Genomic DNA, 15,442 nt, shown 5'->3' on the forward strand with positions numbered 1-15,442 from the left:
ATCGTCGCGCGATAAGGCGAGGAAGCACTTCACATTCGTCATTCAGCGGCAAGGGAGCGGTATGCGCCGTTGTTGCTCGGCATGACCGGGGCCGGGATGGGCCCCGCGATAGCCGAGGAGCGTGGCCCTGTCGGTCGCTACGCGATCGATCCGTGCCTTGCGGTTTGCCAGCGGCAGCGTCCGCTGACCGTCTCTCCTTGCCGCGATCGAAACCGGCTCAGCGAGCGCCCCAGGTGTCGGTCAGCCGGTAACCCTCGGGCCAGGGATCGGAAGGATCGAGCATGTGCTGATGAATGCCGGTGATCCAGGCGCGGCCCGAGATTTCCGGCAGGATCGCCGGCCGGTCGCCGACCTCGGTCGTGCCGACGATACGGCCTGTGAAGGTCGAGCCTATCAGCGATACCGCCGTCAGCCTGTCCTCCGGACCCATCTCGCCGCGGGCGTGCAACACGGCCATGCGTGCCGAAAGCGCGGTGCCGGTCGGCGAGCGGTCGACCTTGCCCGGCTGGATCGCGACGGCCGCACCGGCGCGCAGGCCCTCCGCCGTGCGCTCCACGGGTCCCGCGAAGAGGCAGAAGGAGAAATGCTGCCAGTCAGGATTTTCGGGGTGGTGAAAGCCGAACTGCGCATTGGCGGCATTGGTGATTTTCACGCCGAGGCGAGCGATATCATGGGCCTCATCCGACTTGAGGCTGAAGCCCATTGCGGCAGCATCGACGATAACGAAGCTGTCGCCGCCATAGGCGGTGTCGACGGTCAGCGTGCCGATGCCCGCGACCTCAAGTTTTGCGTCCAACCGCTCCGCAAAGCTCGGCAGGTTCTGCACGAAGATGCGTTCGGCCTTGCCGTTGCGGCATTCGGCACGGACGCGCACGAGACCGCCCGGTGCTTCGAGCGTGATCTCCGTCACCGGCTCATGCATCGGGAGGATGCCGCTGTCGAGGAGCACAGTGGAGACACAGATCGAATTCGAACCGGACATGGGCGGCGTGTCTTCCGGTTCCATGATGATGAAGGCGGCATCGGCCTCCGGGTGCTTTGGCGGAACCAGCAGATTGACGTGGCGGAAGACACCGCCGCGCGGTTCGTTGAGGACGAAGTTGCGCAACGTCTGGTCGCGCGCGATCCAGCGGCTCTGTTCCCAGATCGTCTCGCCCGGCGGAGGCGCAACGCCGCCGACGATCACATCGCCCACCTCGCCTTCGGCGTGAGCTGAGATGACATGAATGGTTTTCGTGCTGCGCATCGCGAACTCCTTTCAGGATAACCAGTCCGGCAGCCGTGCCGGGACGCGTCCGGTCAGAGCCGCGGTGACGCAGTCGGCGAGGCTGCCGAAGCGCACGGTGCGGCCGGAGAGACCGGGACCGTAATGGGCGTATTTGCCTGAATTGGTGATCAGCGCGCGGGTCTTGGTCGGGAAGACCGGCTCGGAAATCGAGCACCAGCAGAGGTCCGGCAGAACCTGCACGCCGCTCATCTCGAGCCGGGCGAGCGTACCCTCGCTGCGCGCCTCGGCGATGACCTGGTGCGCGGCCGTGACGATCACCGCGACCTCGGGATGCCGCATGCGCCCTGCGAGCGCATCGGCTAGCGCGCGACATTCGCCGAGCGAGGCATGCGGGCTGCCGATCGCGACGAGTTCCACTTGGTCCGGTCCGTCGTTCAAGCTCGACCATGCGGCGGCCATGTCGGCATGGGAGATGTTCGCGTGGTCCGCGTCTTCGGCCGCTGCACCGTCCGCCTCGGGCGTGACGCCCTCCACATGCAGCATCGGCGCGGCGGAGGTGGTGCCGAAAGCGGCGCAGAGCGCCTTGAGGTCGTCGCGCGTGGGCTGCCCCGCGGCGAGCCCGCGCAGGAGCGGTATACGATCCGGCGCCACGCGACCGGCGAGATAACCGACCAGCGGCCAGAATGCATCGTCCACGTCTTCCGGCAGGTCGACGTCGATCACCCGTCGGGCCTTCCTGTGTTCGTCCAGATAGACGCCGGAGCGCGGTGCACGTCCGGTCAGCGCGATGCAAAGGTCGAGAAAATCGGGATGCTTCGCCGTCCGTGCGCCGAGCACGCTATTGGCGAAGATCACGGCATTGGATTCCGCCCAGGCAATGGATTCGCCGGCGCGCGGTGCACTGTCGAGCAGATAGGGCGAACAGGTGAAGGTCGGACGACAGCCCATGCGGACATAGGCGTCGGCCAATCGCGCCGCCGGGTCGCCGAAGGCGGCCGGCACCCCCTGCGCCTGCCAATTCGCGCGGTCGACCGAAATGGCGTTCATGGTCGTCGGCACGCGGACCTCAGCCCCCATCTCCGCCATCTTCTCGGCGAAAGTCAGGTTGGCGGGGCTCGCATAGATGCAGCCGTCGATATGGCCCTGCACCACGTCCACCAGCCCTTCTGCCCCCTGCTGCGCCGCCATGGCGCAGATGATGCGCATGGCCTGCTGGACCGCGACGCCGTCGGTGCCATCCAGCATGGCGCGATCGGCCTCGGAAAGATCGAGCGCAGCCGTGGCCGGTGGTTCGACCGTGATCGTCAGATCATCCGCCTCGATCGCCGTCTCGCTGATCCGCGCTGTCTTTGCTTGCGAAAGCGTTTCAAAGGCCTTGCGCGAGATCCGCAATACCGGCAGCGGCTTGCCGAACATTTCGGCGGCAATCAGCGCGCCGAGGGTCAGGACGTCCTCGGCTTCGCAGAATACCAGCGCGGCCGGGGCGCGACCCGTCAACGCTAGGTCGAGCAGTACCCCCGAGCCGGTGCAAGAGCCGCGGCTCGACGGCATCAGCAGGATGCCGCCGGTCAGACCGTTGCCGTGCAGTGGATGGTGCACATCAATTACCCGGCCGGTCGCCGGATCGACCCCGCCCCAGAAGCTCAGCGCCTCCACAGTGGCGACGATCGGGCCACGGGCGGCGCCGCCCAGAATGCTGCGAGCCGAGATCGATTGGGTCATTTTACGACAAATCCATGAGCAAAGGGGTCACGGTCGTCGATGAAGATCGTGTTGATGCCGGTCATCCGCGCCCATCCGGCGATGGAAGGAATGATGGCATCGCGGTCCGCGACCTTGGTCGCGGCCTCGACACGGCCCTTGAACAGTGAGCCGATGATCGATTCATGCACGAACTCGTCGCCGACCTTGAGCTTGCCTTTGGCGGCGAGCTGCGCCATGCGGGCCGAGGTGCCGGTACCGCAGGGCGAACGGTCGATGGCCTTTTCGCCGTAGAACACGGCGTTGCGCGCATGCGCCTCAGCCTGCGTCGGCTTGCCCGTCCACTGAATATGGCTGAGGCCCCGGATCTCCGGATGCTCGGGGTGGACGAATTCATATTTGGCGTTCAATGCCGCGCGCAGCTTCGGGCTCCAGCCGACGAGTTCGCCGGCCGTATGATCGGCCATGTCGCGGAAGTTCCTTTGCGGCTCGACGATGGCATAAAAGTTGCCGCCATAGGCAACGTCGACGACGATTTCACCCAGGCCCTCGACTTCGGCGGTCAATCCCTCGGCATAGAGAAACCCGGGCACGTTGGTCAGGCGTACCTCCTCGACGAACCGGCCCTCCTGTCGATAGGTGATGTCCACCTTGCCGGCCGGTGCGTCGATCGACAGCTTGCCGGGTTCGCGCGGGGTGATCAGCCCGTTCTCGATCGCCATGGTGATGGTGCCGATCGTGCCGTGACCGCACATCGGCAGACAGCCGGAGGTCTCGATGAAGAGCACCGCGACGTCGCAGTCCGGTCGCGTCGGCGGATAGAGGATCGAGCCCGACATCATGTCGTGCCCGCGCGGCTCGAACATCAGGCCCGTGCGGATCCAGTCGAACTCCCTGAGGAAGTGGGCGCGCTTCTCCAGCATGTTGGCCCCCTCCAGTCTCGGCCCGCCGCCGGAAACGAGGCGGACCGGATTGCCGCAGGTGTGGCCGTCGATGCAGGAGAAGGTGTAGGTGGCCATGGTCGGTGCCCTGTCAGAATCTTTGTGGCGAGAAGGATTGAATGTCGATGGCCGGCCTCTGGCCGGTCAAGAGATCGGCGACGAGCCGGGCGGTCCCCGCCGATTGCGTCAATCCGAGGTGACCGTGGCCGAAGGCGTAGATCACATGCGGCGTGGCGCGGGCGCGGCCGATCGCCGGCAGGCTGTCGGGCAGTGACGGGCGGAAGCCCATCCATTGCACGCCACCTTCGCTTTTCAGCCCCGGCAGGAAGGTCTGCGCCTTCTTCAGCATGGCTTCCGCGCGACGGAAGTTTGGCGGCAACGTCAAGCCACCGAGTTCCACGGCACCGCCGACCCTGATGCCGGTCGAAAGCCGCGTGACGACGAAGCCATGGCCGCCGAAGGTGACCTGGGTCCGCAGGTCGAAGGCGTTCGAGGGAAGCGTGGTATTGTAACCGCGCTCGGTCTCGAGCGGAATGCGCTCGCCAAGGGTGCGGGCGATACGGTGCGAGAAGGCGCCGGCCGCAAGCACCACGTGGCGGGCACGCCGCGTCTTGCCATCCGCCGCAGTCAGTTCGACCCCGCCCTCGACCGGCCTCAGTGCCACGATCTCGGCGCGTTCGACCGCACCGCCCCGGGCGCCGAAATGGTCCGCGAGCGCCAGCGTGTAGAGCTTCGGATCGGCGATCGAATACCAGCCGGGCGTGAAGGTCCCATGGGTGAAGCGCGGTGCAAGGCCGGGCTGGATCTCGCGCATGGCCGAGGCGTCGAGGTGACGGAACTCGATGCCGTGCTCCGCCCGCGCCTTCCAGCCGGGCAGCGAAGCCTTCAGTTCGGCCTCGCTTTCATAGACCTGAAGATTGCCTTCCTTGCGCAGCATCGGCAAGGTTCCGGTCGCCGCGAGGAAGGGCTCCAGCTCCGCCTTCGACAGGTCCATCATCGCCGTTTGTGCTGCCGTCGAATGCGCCACCCGCTTCGGCGAGCAGGCGCGCCAGAAGCGGAACATCCACGGTGCGATCTGTGCGGCGTAGGCGGGCGGAACGGTCAGCGGCCCGAGCGGGTCGAGCAGCCACTTCGGCGCCTTCTTGAGGATACCGGGCGAGGCGAGCGGCAGGATGTCGGTGAAGGCGAAAGCCCCGGCATTGCCCGCCGAGGCTCCGGCAGCAGGGCCCTCGCGATCGAGTACGGTGACCGAAAGCCCCCGTGCCTGGGCCGCGATTGCGGCGGAAAGGCCGACAACGCCGGCGCCGATGACGATGAGGTCAGGCTGAGCTGCATCCTTCATGATCGCCTCAGTGCGTCGCTGCGAGAAACTTCTGCAGTTCGGGATCCTTCGGTGCACCGAAGAGCGCTTCCGGCGGCGCGATTTCCGCCATCACGCCCTTCTGGAAGAAGGCCACCCGGTCGGACACCTCGCGGGCGAACTTCATCTCGTGCGTGACGCAGATCATCGTCATGCCCTCGGAGGCGAGCATGCGCAGCGTATCGAGAACTTCGCCGACAAGCTGGGGATCGAGCGCCGAGGTCACTTCGTCGAACAGCATGTATTCCGGCGACATGGCGAGCGCGCGGGCGATTGCCATGCGCTGCTGCTGGCCGCCCGACATGCGGGCCGGATAGACCGAGAGCTTCTCGCCAAGGCCTACATGGGTGAGCTGCTTGACGGCAATCTCCTCGGCCTTCTCCTTGGAAAGGCCAAGCACCTTGCGCGGCGCCAGCATGACGTTCTCGAGAACGGTCAGGTGCGGAAAGGCGTTCCACTGCTGAAAGACGATGCCGATCTTGCGGCGCAGTTTGTTGAGGTCGGTCGTCTTGGCGTGGACCTCGGTACCGTCGACCATGATGCGGCCCGCATCGATCGGCTCGAGGCCGTTGATGCAGGTGAGCAGCGTCGATTTCCCGGAGCCGGAGCCGCCGATGACCGTCACGACTTCACCCTTCTCGACGGTGAGGTCGATGCCTTTGAGAACCTCCAGCGAGCCGAAGGATTTGCGGACGTTCTGGATCTCAATCATTGGACCACCGTTTTTCAAGATAACCGCCGAGCCGGGCGATTGGGAAGCTGATGAGGAAATAGATGGCACCGCAGATCATGAGGATGAGCAGCGGTTCCTGCAGGCGGGTGACGAGCACCTGCGAGGCGCGCAGCAGTTCGATCAGCCCAAGCCAGAGCACGAGCGCGGAGTCCTTCATGACGCCGAGCGTCAGACCGATCCAGGACGGCAGCGAAACGCGGGTGGCGAGCGGCGCCACGATGTAGCGCATGTCCTGCCACCAGGTCATGCCGAGCGACCGGGCGGAGCGCCGTGTCGTCGGGGGCACCGAGGCGATGCCGCCGCGCACGATCTCGGTGCAATAGGCGGCCGTATAGAGCGACAGCACCACGCAGGACGTCGTGAACGGAGGCCAGCCGAGCTTGGCGATCGACTGGAAGGCGTTGCCGAGGACGAGCTGGATCAGCAGCGGCACCGAGCGGAAGACGTCGAGCAGGAAGGTGAGCGGCGCCGACCAGTAAGGGCCGACCTGGTTGCGCACGACGCCGAAGATGACACCGAGCACGGTGCCGGCCGCGACCGAGACGGCCGTGACCGCGAGCGTCATCAGAGCACCCTGTGCGAGAAAGCCAAGGTCACTTAGGGTGAGGGCGGTATTGAACATCTCTCACCTCTCTCAGTAGCGGAACAGGCGCGAGGCGAGCGCACGCGCCGCCAGCGTCACGGCCTTGGCGATGACGTAGTAGATCACGGCGGCAAGGGCGAAGAATTCGAAGGTGCGGAACGACCGCGCGTTCAGCTCCTGGGTGACGCCAGCGAGATCGGAATTCATGCCGACAGTGACGCCGAGCGACGTCATCAGGATCGCCCAGACCATCTGGTTGGTGGCGGGCAGGAATGCAACGCGCAGCATCTGCGGCAGGACGATGTAGCGGAAGGCCTGCACTGGGGTCATCCCGAGCGAGCGACCGGCGCGCGTCTGGGTGTCCGGAATGGCCTTGAGCGCACCGCGGAAATTCTCCGCAAGGTAGCCGGCATTGTTGAAGGCGATCCCGACGAGCAGCGCCGTATAGGGGCTCAGATGGATGCCGAAATTGCCGAGGCCGAAATGGGCCATGTAAATCTGGAACAGTGCCGGGGTGTTGCGGGCGATCTCGACCCAGGTCGCGGCAATGCCACCAAGGACGCGGTTCCCGGACAGGCGGCAGGCCGTCAACGCGAGCGCGAGTGCGAGGCCGATGACCATCGACAGCAGCGCCACCTGCAAGGTGATCAGCGCTCCGTCGAGCATCTGCGGCAGGGCCTTCAGCGCCTGATTCCAATGGAAGGTATAACTGAACATTTTTCGTCTCACCCCTTCGGAAACGAATAGCGGCGCGAGGCTACAGCGCCGAGCGTCTTATGAGACGCGCAAAGGACGCTGTAGCACTTTGAATTGCTGCATGTTTCTTCCTTAAATCAGCTACGATTCAAGGAAACATGCAGTAGGCCTCGCGCCGCAAGAGAAGCGGCTTGATCAGCGATAGACGCCGTTGACCGTCAGCTCCGGCACCTCGCCGCCAACCCACTTTTCGTAGAGTTCCTTGTAGCGGCCGGTGCGAACCTGCTGATTGATGAACAGGTTGAGGTAGTTGATGAGGCCGTATTCTTCGCGGTTGGTGAAGAGCGCCACATAATCGGTGTCGAACGGCGCCTTGCCAACAACGGAGATACCGGCGAACTTGCCGGTCTTCACATTGGCCTGGGCGACAGTCGAGGTCGACACGGTGGCGTCGATCTGCCCCTGGCTCAGCGCAAGGAAGACGTCAGCCTGCGTCTGGTAGGGGCGGAACTCACCGGCGCCCCAGGCCTTGACCTGGTTTTCCAGTGCGATCGCTTCGAACGTGCCTGCCGTTGCGCCGACGACCTTGCCCTTCATGTCTTCGAAGGACTTGATGCCCGTCTTGTCGTTGGCGGTGACGGCCATCTCGAAGGCGAAGTACGGCATCGTCATGCCAACGGTCTTGGCGCGCTCCAGCGTGTCCGATGTCGAGGCAACGCCGACATCAACACGGCCCGACATGAGAGCAGGGATGCGCTCCGGGAACGGGGTTTCCACGATCTCTGCCGTTACGCCGAGTGCCTTGGCAAGGTCATTGCAATAGTCGACGTCGAAGCCGATCGGATTGTTGCTCTCGTCGCGAGAACCCATCGGTGGGAAGTCGAGCACAACGGCACAGCGCAGCGTGCCAGAGCCAATGATGTCATCAAGTTTGTCGGCATGGGCCGGGCTGGTCAGAGCTGTGGCCGCAACGAGGCCGAACGCGAGCACCGAGGTCTTCATTATCTCTCTCTCCCTGAAATGGTGTGCCGTCTTACGGCGGCGGACTATTCCGCATTGAAGCGCACAAATCAATTGCAAAAATACAAGAAAAATACAAAAAGTATATAGCCGTGCTCCCGCACGCAATTAAAGGAAGCTTTCCCTTGTGGAAAAGCTCCTTTTATTGCTTGCGTGCCGTTTGGATCAGCCGAGGAAATCCTCCGGCAGCAGGCCCTCCGGCATGTTCTGATAGGCCACCGGACGCAGGAAACGTCGAATCGACAGGGTGCCGACGCTGGTTGCCCCGAAATTGGTCGAGGCGGGATAGGGTCCGCCATGCACCATGGAATCGACCACTTCAACCCCGGTCGGGAAGCCGTCGACCAGCACCCGCCCCGCCTTACGCTCAAGTACCGGGCGCAGGCGCCGGGCCGCGTCCAGGTCGGCGGAATCCATGTGGATGGTCGCGGTCAGTTGTCCCTCGAACCCGTGCGCGAGTTGCTCCATCTCCTCGAGCGAGCCCACCCGGACCACGAGCCCCAGAGGTCCGAAGACCTCCTCGCCGAGCGCATGATCTGAGAGGAACTGCGCGCCGGTCGTCTCGAAGAGGTTGGGCGAGGCGGTGCGATCGGACGACTGAGTGACGAGCAACGGCTTGACGGCGTTGCGGCTGGCAAAGCGCGCCTGCCCGTCATGATAGGCTTTGGCGATGCCGTCGGTCAGCATCGTCTGCGGCGCGACCTTGGCGAGCGCCTCGACAGTGGCTGTCGTGAAGCGGTCCGCGGCGGCACCACTGACGACCACTGCGATGCCTGGATTGGTGCAGAACTGGCCGGCGCCCATGGTCAGCGAACCGGCCCAGCCTTGGCCGAGCGTCTCCGCGCGGGCATTCAGGGCTTCCGGCAGCAGGAACATCGGGTTGACCGAGCCGAGTTCGCCGAAGAACGGGATCGGCTCGGGTCGTGCGGCGCAGAGATCGAAGAGCGCACGGCCACCAGCCAGCGAACCGGTGAAGCCGACGGCCTTGATCAGTGGGTGCTGCACCAGGGCATGGCCGACTTCGCGGCTACCGCCCTGGATCAGCGAGAACACGCCGGGGTGGACGCCGGTCTTGCGGATGGCTGCCTCGATCGCCTGGGCGACGATTTCACCGGTGCCTGGATGCGCCGAATGGCCCTTCACGACCACGGGGCAGCCTGCGGCGAGCGCCGCAGCGGTGTCGCCGCCGGCTGTCGAGAAGGCGAGCGGGAAGTTCGAGGCGCCGAAGACGGCGACCGGACCGATCGGCCGCTGGATGAGCCGAATCTCCGGGCGCGGCGCCGGCTGGCGGTCCGGCATCGCCGCGTCGAAGCGGCGGTCCAGGTGCTCGCCCTTTTCGATGTGGTCGGCGAACAACCGAAGCTGCCCGGTGGTCCGGCCGCGTTCACCCTGCAGACGGGCCTCGGGCAGACCGGTCTCCTGGCTGCCGATCTCGGTGATGGCATCGGCACGGACTTCGATCTCGTCGGCAATGGCGCGCAGGAAGGCCGCGCGCTCCGCCCGCGAGGAATAGCCAAAGCTCCAGAAGGCTTCCTCGGCCGCCTCGCAGGCCCGGTTCACCAGTTCGACGGTGCCTATGGCAAAGTGATGCACCGGGCCGTGGGCCGGGGCGGAGCCGAATGTGCCCGCGCCGTCGAGCCATTGGCCGGCGACGAGGTGTTTTCCTTTTGGGGTAAAGACCATCTGACGTTCCTTTCTCAAAAAATCGGTGCTTCGGCAAAGATCAACCCGCGAACGAATTGCACTTGTCGAAACTTTGTATACTGTTTGTATGCACGACATCAACCGTTCCGCCCGCCCGTAGCGACTAGAGGCAATGCCATGAGCGAAACCACAACCCTTCCCATCAGTGCTCTGCACGAGCGCGTCGAGGCGATCTTCCGCAAGGCGGGGCTCAATAGCGTTCAAGCTGGGGCGCTTGCTCGCGTCATCGTCGCCGGCGAGCGTGACGCCTGCAAATCGCACGGTATCTATCGCATCGAAGGGGCTCTGCGAACAGTGAAGGCGGGCAAGGTGAAGCCGGACGCCGTGCCGGAACTCCAAAAGCAGGAGGGGTCGGCCATTATCAAGGTGAACGCCAAGGGCGGCTTCGCCAATCCGGCCTTCGAGCTCGGCCTGCCTGTCCTGACCGAACGTGCCCGGGCGCTCGGCCTCGCCGCACTCGTCATCAATGATTGCACGCATTTCTCGGCGCTTTGGCCTGAAGTCGAAGGACTGACGGGCGAAGGGCTCGCCGGCCTCGTCATGTGCCCGAGCTATGCGACCGTGGCGCCGACCGGCGGCAACAAGCCGCTGCTCGGTACCAATCCCTTCGCCTTCGGCTGGCCGCGCGAAGGCAAGCCGCCCTACGTCTTCGACTTCGCGACCTCGGTCGCGGCGCGCGGCGAGATCGAGTTGCACCGGAGAGCCGGAAAGCCCTTGCCGGAGGGTTGGGCGATTGATGCCGAAGGCAAGCCGACGACCGATCCTGAAGCGGCGCTCGCCGGCGCAATGTTGCCGTTCGGCGGCCACAAGGGCTCGGCGATTGGAACGATGATCGAGCTTCTCGCGGGCATCATGATCGGCGACCTGACAAGCCCTGAAGTGCTTGATTACCTCGGCACGACCACCTTGGCGCCGTTCCACGGCGAACTCATCATCGCCTTCTCGCCGGAGGCCTTCGCGGCCGGACGGCCGGGCAATCCCTTTGCCCGCGCGGAGGTTCTGTTTGAGGCGATCGTCGGTCAGGGGGCCCGCCTTCCCTCGCAGCGGCGCTTCCTGGCGCGCGCCAGGTCCGAGGCAGAGGGCGTCGTCTTGACACAGGCCGAGATCGACCAGATCGACCGACTGCTCGCCCTGGGGCTGGACGCCGTCGCGTAAGATAAGGCGTCTGCACGTCTACTGCGCGGCGCGTCCAATCGGACGCTTTGAATTGCTGCACGATGGTCGATTCGAAATCGAAGGCACCAACGAGAAAAGGCCCTCCGATCGGAGGGCCTTCTGTTTTGGGGGCCGATGCGGCGATCAGGCTTTGTACTTCTGTACGGCGCCCGGAAGCTTGCTCCACTCGGCATACCAGGTGTTGAAGAGCTTGAATTGCGCTTCGACATAACCGCGCTGGCTTTCCGACAGCACGTCGGTCTCGTTGAAGTGCAGCGTGTATTCCTTGTCGCCCTTCAGCACCATCATGTACTTGAAGTAGAGAACCAGATCCGGCCCTTCGTCGAATGAGGAAAGCACGGCAAGCGCCTGCTCCAGTTCCAGTGCGCGCTGGCGTGCATCGACGTCGCCCTCGGCGGCTGCCTGCGACAGGTTGCACATATGGATGACTTCCTTCGGCAGCACGCAGCCGATGCCGGTGATGGCGCCGGTTGCGCCGCAGTTGACGAAACCGTGGAACACGGCGGTGTCGACGCCGATCATCAATGAGACGCCATCGTCACGGCTGGTAATGTTCTCGGCCGCATAGCGCATGTCGGCGGCGCCCCCGAACTCTTTGAAACCGACGAGGTTCGGATGCTCGGCGCGCAGGGCGAAGAACAGGTCGGCGCGGGTGGCGAAACCATAATAGGGGCTGTTGTAGATGACCGCCGGCAGATCCGGAGCGGCCGAGAGAATGGCCTTGAAGTGGTTCTTCTGGGCGGCGACGACCGAGCCACGCGAAAGCACGCGCGGGATGACCATCAGGCCCTGGGCACCGACCTTCTGGGCGTGGGCGGCGTGGGCGACAGCGGACGCGGTGTTGACGGCCCCGGTGCCGACAATGACCGGGATGCCGGCCTTGACCAGACGCTCGACGCCTTCCATGCGCTGTGCGTCGGTCAGAAGCGGCCAGTCACCCATCGAGCCGCAATAGACGACAGCGGACATGCCCTGCGCGATCAGCTCCTTGCCCTTCCGCACGAGGGCGTCGAAATCGGGGGTGCGGTCGTCCTTGCAGGGGGTCATCAAGGCGGGGATGACGCCGGAGAAAATCTTCGCCTTCATTTGAAACTCCTCTTGTCTTGTCGCGGGGCCACGGGCGTGCCCTTTGGTGCCGCTTCCGTGCCCTTGAAGCGAACAATAGCGTCTTGTATTTTATTTGTCGACAAGAAAAATACAGGCCGCTACAGGTCAATGTCGAGCTTGTTGTTTCGGGTGAACAGTTTCTGCACCTGCTCGACGATCTGCTCGGCATGCGCCTTGCCGAGACGATCGGCCGCCTCCACATCGCGCGCTTCGATCGCCGCGATGATTTCCGCGTGCTCGTCGACGAAGCGCTGTGGGAACTGTTCCTCATAGGACTGGTAGTAGAGGCGGAGAATCCGCCGCCCTTCATCGAGCAACCGGCGGAACAGGCCGGTGAAATAGGGGTTGCGGCCGGCCTCGGCGATTGCCGCATGAAAAGCTGCATTGGTGGCGATCATGGCCAGTGCGTCGCGCGACTGGACGGCCGCCGCATAATCTTCGTGGAAGCCGCGGATCACCGGCAGGTCTTCCGGGCGGTGGTTCTGCGCCGCGAGCCGGGTCGTCACCCGGTACATCAGCACCAGTGCCTCGAAGAATGTGTGAAGGTTGAGGAAATCGATGTTCGACACCATCGTCGATCGATTCGGCAACGTGTCGATCAGCCCCTCTCCTGCCAGCCGCACCAGTGCCTCACGGATCGGCGTGCGGGAGAGCTTGAAGCGCTCGGCCAGTTGCACCTCGTCGATTGGGCTGCCGGGCGGCAGGACAAGATCAAGGATCTCGTCGCGAAGAAGGTCGTAGACCATCTTCACGCCGGAGCCCCGCTTGCGTTCCGGGAGGGAATTGTTGTCGGTGTCGGTCATTTGGCAAAATCCTCTTGTCGACAAAAGGAATACTTTCCCCAGACAACAGGATCAACAATTTCCGGGCGGTGCATGGCGCAGCTCAACAAGAAGTGGATATCGGGCTTGCTGCCGCGCGCCGACACTGCCACTCGTAAAGAGCGAGTCCTTCGACGCTTATGGGAGGAGAGGAGCTCTGCAAGCGGCGACTGGCATGACGGGTTGCGGAAGCGTGACTCGACGTGCTCTGGCCATGGCACCGGTGCTGGCGCGACCCGTGCCTTAGCTTTTCCGTTCGTCCGGCAATATCGCGGCTCCGATCTTGATGGCTTCCTCCATGCGGGCCTGCGATCGGCACGCGTGCGACCAACAGACCACCGCGACAGTCGTGTTTTCCGTGAGTTCATGGTGCCGCGCGACAGACCGATGCGCCGCGCCAAGGAAACGATCGGGGCACGAGCATCGCTACCGCGCGGGTGCGATCTATGGAGCCGGCCGAGCACGCTCGTACACCGCGTCAACGCTGGGGCCGATTAGATCAACGGGCACATCCAGCACGAATGCGATGCTCGCCCCGGCATGGAAGAGCAGGGCGGGCCTTTGCGACGCGGTGACGGATCCGCCGGAGGAAGCCGCCGAAGCCGCGCCCCTCCGTTCGCAGACCGTCAAAGCCGGTCGAGCCGCAGCATCGACGTGTTGCCGACCCAGGCCTCGCGCCATCGACGCGTCGTTTTTTCAACCAGGGCCTCGTCGCCGCGTGCACGGTAGACCTCGCTCAGGCCGAACAATGCCCAGCCATTGTTCGGAGCAAGATCGAGGCTCTCGAGAAAGGCCTTCTCCGCGCCATCGAGATCGCCGACGCGGAGCAGCGCCGCCCCGAGCGACTGCCCGAGCGGGTAATACCAATGGCGCGGCTCCATATAGGAAAGGCGATCCTCCACTTTCTTGGCATCTGCGAATGCGCGGGCGGCAGCCGGCCAATCATCGCCCGCTTGGGCGATACGCGCCGTGAGGACGTGCCCGGTTATTTCCAACACGTCGGCAGCGGGCATTCCGCCGGCCTCCAACTCGCTCCAGTCGGACGATCGCGCGATCTCGGCAATCGCCGCCCCTTCGACCCGAGCAGCCCCAAGATCACCACGCGCAGCCTGGGCCACCCCGCGCATATAATGCCAGGCCGCGTCAACAAACGGGAAGGCGCCAGTGGGACGCGCGACCCCGAGGATCGTTTCAGGATCGCTGAACTGGGCATGCGCGAAGAGGGGCGCGGCCTTGATCGGCTGAACGAAGGCAGGTGCGGCGCGCGCGAGCTCGTCCGAAATCACCCCGGAGAGCTTCTGCGCCGCCTCGATTGCAGTCGGTCCGTCGCCGGCCATCTGCGCCGAAACCAGCAGGAAGTGGATATTGTGCGGATAGTAGCCGCCTGCATAGAGCCCCTCGGGCGCCACGGCTTTGAAGAAAGACTCATCCGTCGCGACCGCACGGCGGTTGACCGCAAGCGAATCCGCGTAGCGTCCGACGCGGTAGTAGATGTGAGAGGGCATGTGAACGAGATGACCGGCATCGATCTCCATCTTCGCCAGGCGATCGGCGTGTAGCTCCGCCCGCTCGGGCGTCGTCGAGGCCTCGACAGCATGGATGTAGAGATGGATCGCACCGACATGGTTCGCGTTGCGCGCCAGCACCCGTTCAAGCGTCGAGATGATCTCCGCAGTCCTTCCCTTCGGCTTTGCGCCGCCGTCGGTCCAGTAGTCCCAGGGGCTGAGATCCATCAACGCCTCTGCATAAAGAACGGCAATATCGTCGTCGTTCGGAAACTTACCGGCGACTTCGGCCATGGCATCTGCATAGGCTTGGTCAAGAACTGTACGTTCGGTATCCGGAGCATAGCGATGGGCCAGGGCGGCGATTAACGCCTGCTCACGCGGAGATGCGTTCGGCGCCAGGGCCGTGGCCTGTGCCACCGCCGCCATTGCCGCAGCATTTGCATCGGGATCCATCGGTGCGTTGATGTTCGGACCGAGCACGAGCGCCTCTCCCCAGAAACAGATCGAGCAAGATGGATCAAGTTTCTGTGCTTGCCTGAAACTGCGTGCAGCTTCGGCATGGTTGAACCCGAAACTCAGCATCATCGCCTGATCGATATAAGCCTGCGCTCCTTCGTTCGCCGTAGAGGCGGAGGAGCGATGACCGGTCAGATTTGCCCACAGAGGAACTTGGGCACCATCGGCAACCGGCGTCGGAAGCTGGTTGCCGCCGAACTGTTTCAGTTCCGTGTTCTTTGCCAGGTGGTACTTCGCATCATGGGCAAGTGTCGGGCCGGCGGCGATCAGAATCGCTGCGGACAGGGCGCCGGAGAGAAGGTGCGTTTTCATGGTCATTCTCATCTGCTTTCGATCGGAGGGAGACCG

General features: G+C 64.2%; 13 protein-coding genes. 1 reads left to right on the top strand and 12 read right to left on the bottom strand.

Features of this window, described 5'->3' with window-relative positions; genetic code table 11:
• Positions 1–217: 217 nt before the first annotated feature.
• The 9 genes from ILFOPFJJ_RS17555 to ILFOPFJJ_RS17595 all read right to left on the bottom strand — a co-directional run bounded on the left by ILFOPFJJ_RS17555 (position 218) and on the right by ILFOPFJJ_RS17595 (position 9,945).
• The gene (locus ILFOPFJJ_RS17555; protein ID WP_173511847.1) at positions 218–1,246 is read right to left on the bottom strand and encodes a trans-3-hydroxy-L-proline dehydratase; all 1,029 of its coding nucleotides are present in this window, start codon (positions 1,244–1,246) and stop codon (positions 218–220) included.
• A 12-nt stretch (positions 1,247–1,258) separates the two neighbouring features.
• Positions 1,259–2,950 (bottom strand): cis-3-hydroxy-L-proline dehydratase, encoded by a 1,692-nt coding sequence (gene lhpI / locus ILFOPFJJ_RS17560; RefSeq protein ID WP_173511848.1) that lies wholly within the window; start codon positions 2,948–2,950, stop codon positions 1,259–1,261.
• The gene (locus ILFOPFJJ_RS17565; RefSeq protein WP_173511849.1) at positions 2,947–3,948 is read right to left on the bottom strand and encodes a 4-hydroxyproline epimerase; all 1,002 of its coding nucleotides are present in this window, start codon (positions 3,946–3,948) and stop codon (positions 2,947–2,949) included. The genes lhpI and ILFOPFJJ_RS17565 overlap by 4 nt, the downstream gene beginning before the upstream one ends.
• A gap of 13 nt (positions 3,949–3,961) precedes the next feature.
• Positions 3,962–5,212: an NAD(P)/FAD-dependent oxidoreductase gene (locus ILFOPFJJ_RS17570; protein WP_173511850.1), complete on the bottom strand. Its 1,251-nt coding sequence runs from the start codon at positions 5,210–5,212 to the stop codon at positions 3,962–3,964.
• A 7-nt stretch (positions 5,213–5,219) separates the two neighbouring features.
• Entirely contained in the window at positions 5,220–5,942 is a 723-nt protein-coding gene (locus tag ILFOPFJJ_RS17575; RefSeq protein ID WP_173511851.1) for an amino acid ABC transporter ATP-binding protein, read from the bottom strand.
• Entirely contained in the window at positions 5,935–6,585 is a 651-nt protein-coding gene (locus tag ILFOPFJJ_RS17580; protein WP_173511852.1) for an amino acid ABC transporter permease, read from the bottom strand. The genes ILFOPFJJ_RS17575 and ILFOPFJJ_RS17580 overlap by 8 nt, the downstream gene beginning before the upstream one ends.
• Positions 6,586–6,597: 12 nt before the next feature.
• Positions 6,598–7,263, bottom strand: a complete 666-nt coding sequence (locus tag ILFOPFJJ_RS17585; RefSeq protein ID WP_173511853.1) for an amino acid ABC transporter permease — start codon at positions 7,261–7,263, stop codon at positions 6,598–6,600.
• Positions 7,264–7,437: 174 nt separating this feature from the next.
• Positions 7,438–8,244 (bottom strand): ABC transporter substrate-binding protein, encoded by an 807-nt coding sequence (locus ILFOPFJJ_RS17590; RefSeq protein ID WP_173511854.1) that lies wholly within the window; start codon positions 8,242–8,244, stop codon positions 7,438–7,440.
• A 183-nt stretch (positions 8,245–8,427) separates the two neighbouring features.
• Complete coding sequence (locus ILFOPFJJ_RS17595) at positions 8,428–9,945, bottom strand: aldehyde dehydrogenase (NADP(+)) (RefSeq protein WP_173511855.1); 1,518 nt, start codon at positions 9,943–9,945, stop codon at positions 8,428–8,430.
• A 138-nt stretch (positions 9,946–10,083) separates the two neighbouring features.
• Here ILFOPFJJ_RS17595 and ILFOPFJJ_RS17600 point away from each other — a divergent pair, with 138 nt between their 5' ends.
• Positions 10,084–11,121, top strand: coding sequence for an Ldh family oxidoreductase (locus tag ILFOPFJJ_RS17600; protein WP_173511856.1), 1,038 nt, complete (start codon positions 10,084–10,086; stop codon positions 11,119–11,121).
• Positions 11,122–11,265: 144 nt separating this feature from the next.
• On the opposite strand, the gene ILFOPFJJ_RS17605 is transcribed toward ILFOPFJJ_RS17600, so the two are convergent.
• From ILFOPFJJ_RS17605 to ILFOPFJJ_RS17615, 3 genes are all read right to left on the bottom strand, one after another.
• A complete protein-coding gene (locus ILFOPFJJ_RS17605) occupies positions 11,266–12,228 on the bottom strand; it encodes a dihydrodipicolinate synthase family protein (RefSeq protein WP_173511857.1) in 963 nt (320 codons plus the stop codon).
• 119 nt (positions 12,229–12,347) lie between these two features.
• Entirely contained in the window at positions 12,348–13,052 is a 705-nt protein-coding gene (locus ILFOPFJJ_RS17610; protein WP_173511858.1) for a GntR family transcriptional regulator, read from the bottom strand.
• 644 nt (positions 13,053–13,696) lie between these two features.
• A complete protein-coding gene (locus tag ILFOPFJJ_RS17615) occupies positions 13,697–15,418 on the bottom strand; it encodes a tetratricopeptide repeat protein (RefSeq protein WP_173511859.1) in 1,722 nt (573 codons plus the stop codon).
• Positions 15,419–15,442: the final 24 nt, after the last annotated feature.

The organism is Sinorhizobium psoraleae (genome assembly GCF_013283645.1).
GTDB classification, from domain to species: domain Bacteria; phylum Pseudomonadota; class Alphaproteobacteria; order Rhizobiales; family Rhizobiaceae; genus Sinorhizobium; species Sinorhizobium psoraleae.

Coding starts and splice junctions, on each gene's coding strand:
- ILFOPFJJ_RS17555 (WP_173511847.1), bottom strand. CDS start 1,246: ATGCGCAGCACGAAAACCATTCATGTCATCTCAGCTCACGCCGAAGGC.
- lhpI (WP_173511848.1), bottom strand. CDS start 2,950: ATGACCCAATCGATCTCGGCTCGCAGCATTCTGGGCGGCGCCGCCCGT.
- ILFOPFJJ_RS17565 (WP_173511849.1), bottom strand. CDS start 3,948: ATGGCCACCTACACCTTCTCCTGCATCGACGGCCACACCTGCGGCAAT.
- ILFOPFJJ_RS17570 (WP_173511850.1), bottom strand. CDS start 5,212: ATGAAGGATGCAGCTCAGCCTGACCTCATCGTCATCGGCGCCGGCGTT.
- ILFOPFJJ_RS17575 (WP_173511851.1), bottom strand. CDS start 5,942: ATGATTGAGATCCAGAACGTCCGCAAATCCTTCGGCTCGCTGGAGGTT.
- ILFOPFJJ_RS17580 (WP_173511852.1), bottom strand. CDS start 6,585: ATGTTCAATACCGCCCTCACCCTAAGTGACCTTGGCTTTCTCGCACAG.
- ILFOPFJJ_RS17585 (WP_173511853.1), bottom strand. CDS start 7,263: ATGTTCAGTTATACCTTCCATTGGAATCAGGCGCTGAAGGCCCTGCCG.
- ILFOPFJJ_RS17590 (WP_173511854.1), bottom strand. CDS start 8,244: ATGAAGACCTCGGTGCTCGCGTTCGGCCTCGTTGCGGCCACAGCTCTG.
- ILFOPFJJ_RS17595 (WP_173511855.1), bottom strand. CDS start 9,945: ATGGTCTTTACCCCAAAAGGAAAACACCTCGTCGCCGGCCAATGGCTC.
- ILFOPFJJ_RS17600 (WP_173511856.1), top strand. CDS start 10,084: ATGAGCGAAACCACAACCCTTCCCATCAGTGCTCTGCACGAGCGCGTC.
- ILFOPFJJ_RS17605 (WP_173511857.1), bottom strand. CDS start 12,228: ATGAAGGCGAAGATTTTCTCCGGCGTCATCCCCGCCTTGATGACCCCC.
- ILFOPFJJ_RS17610 (WP_173511858.1), bottom strand. CDS start 13,052: ATGACCGACACCGACAACAATTCCCTCCCGGAACGCAAGCGGGGCTCC.
- ILFOPFJJ_RS17615 (WP_173511859.1), bottom strand. CDS start 15,418: ATGAGAATGACCATGAAAACGCACCTTCTCTCCGGCGCCCTGTCCGCA.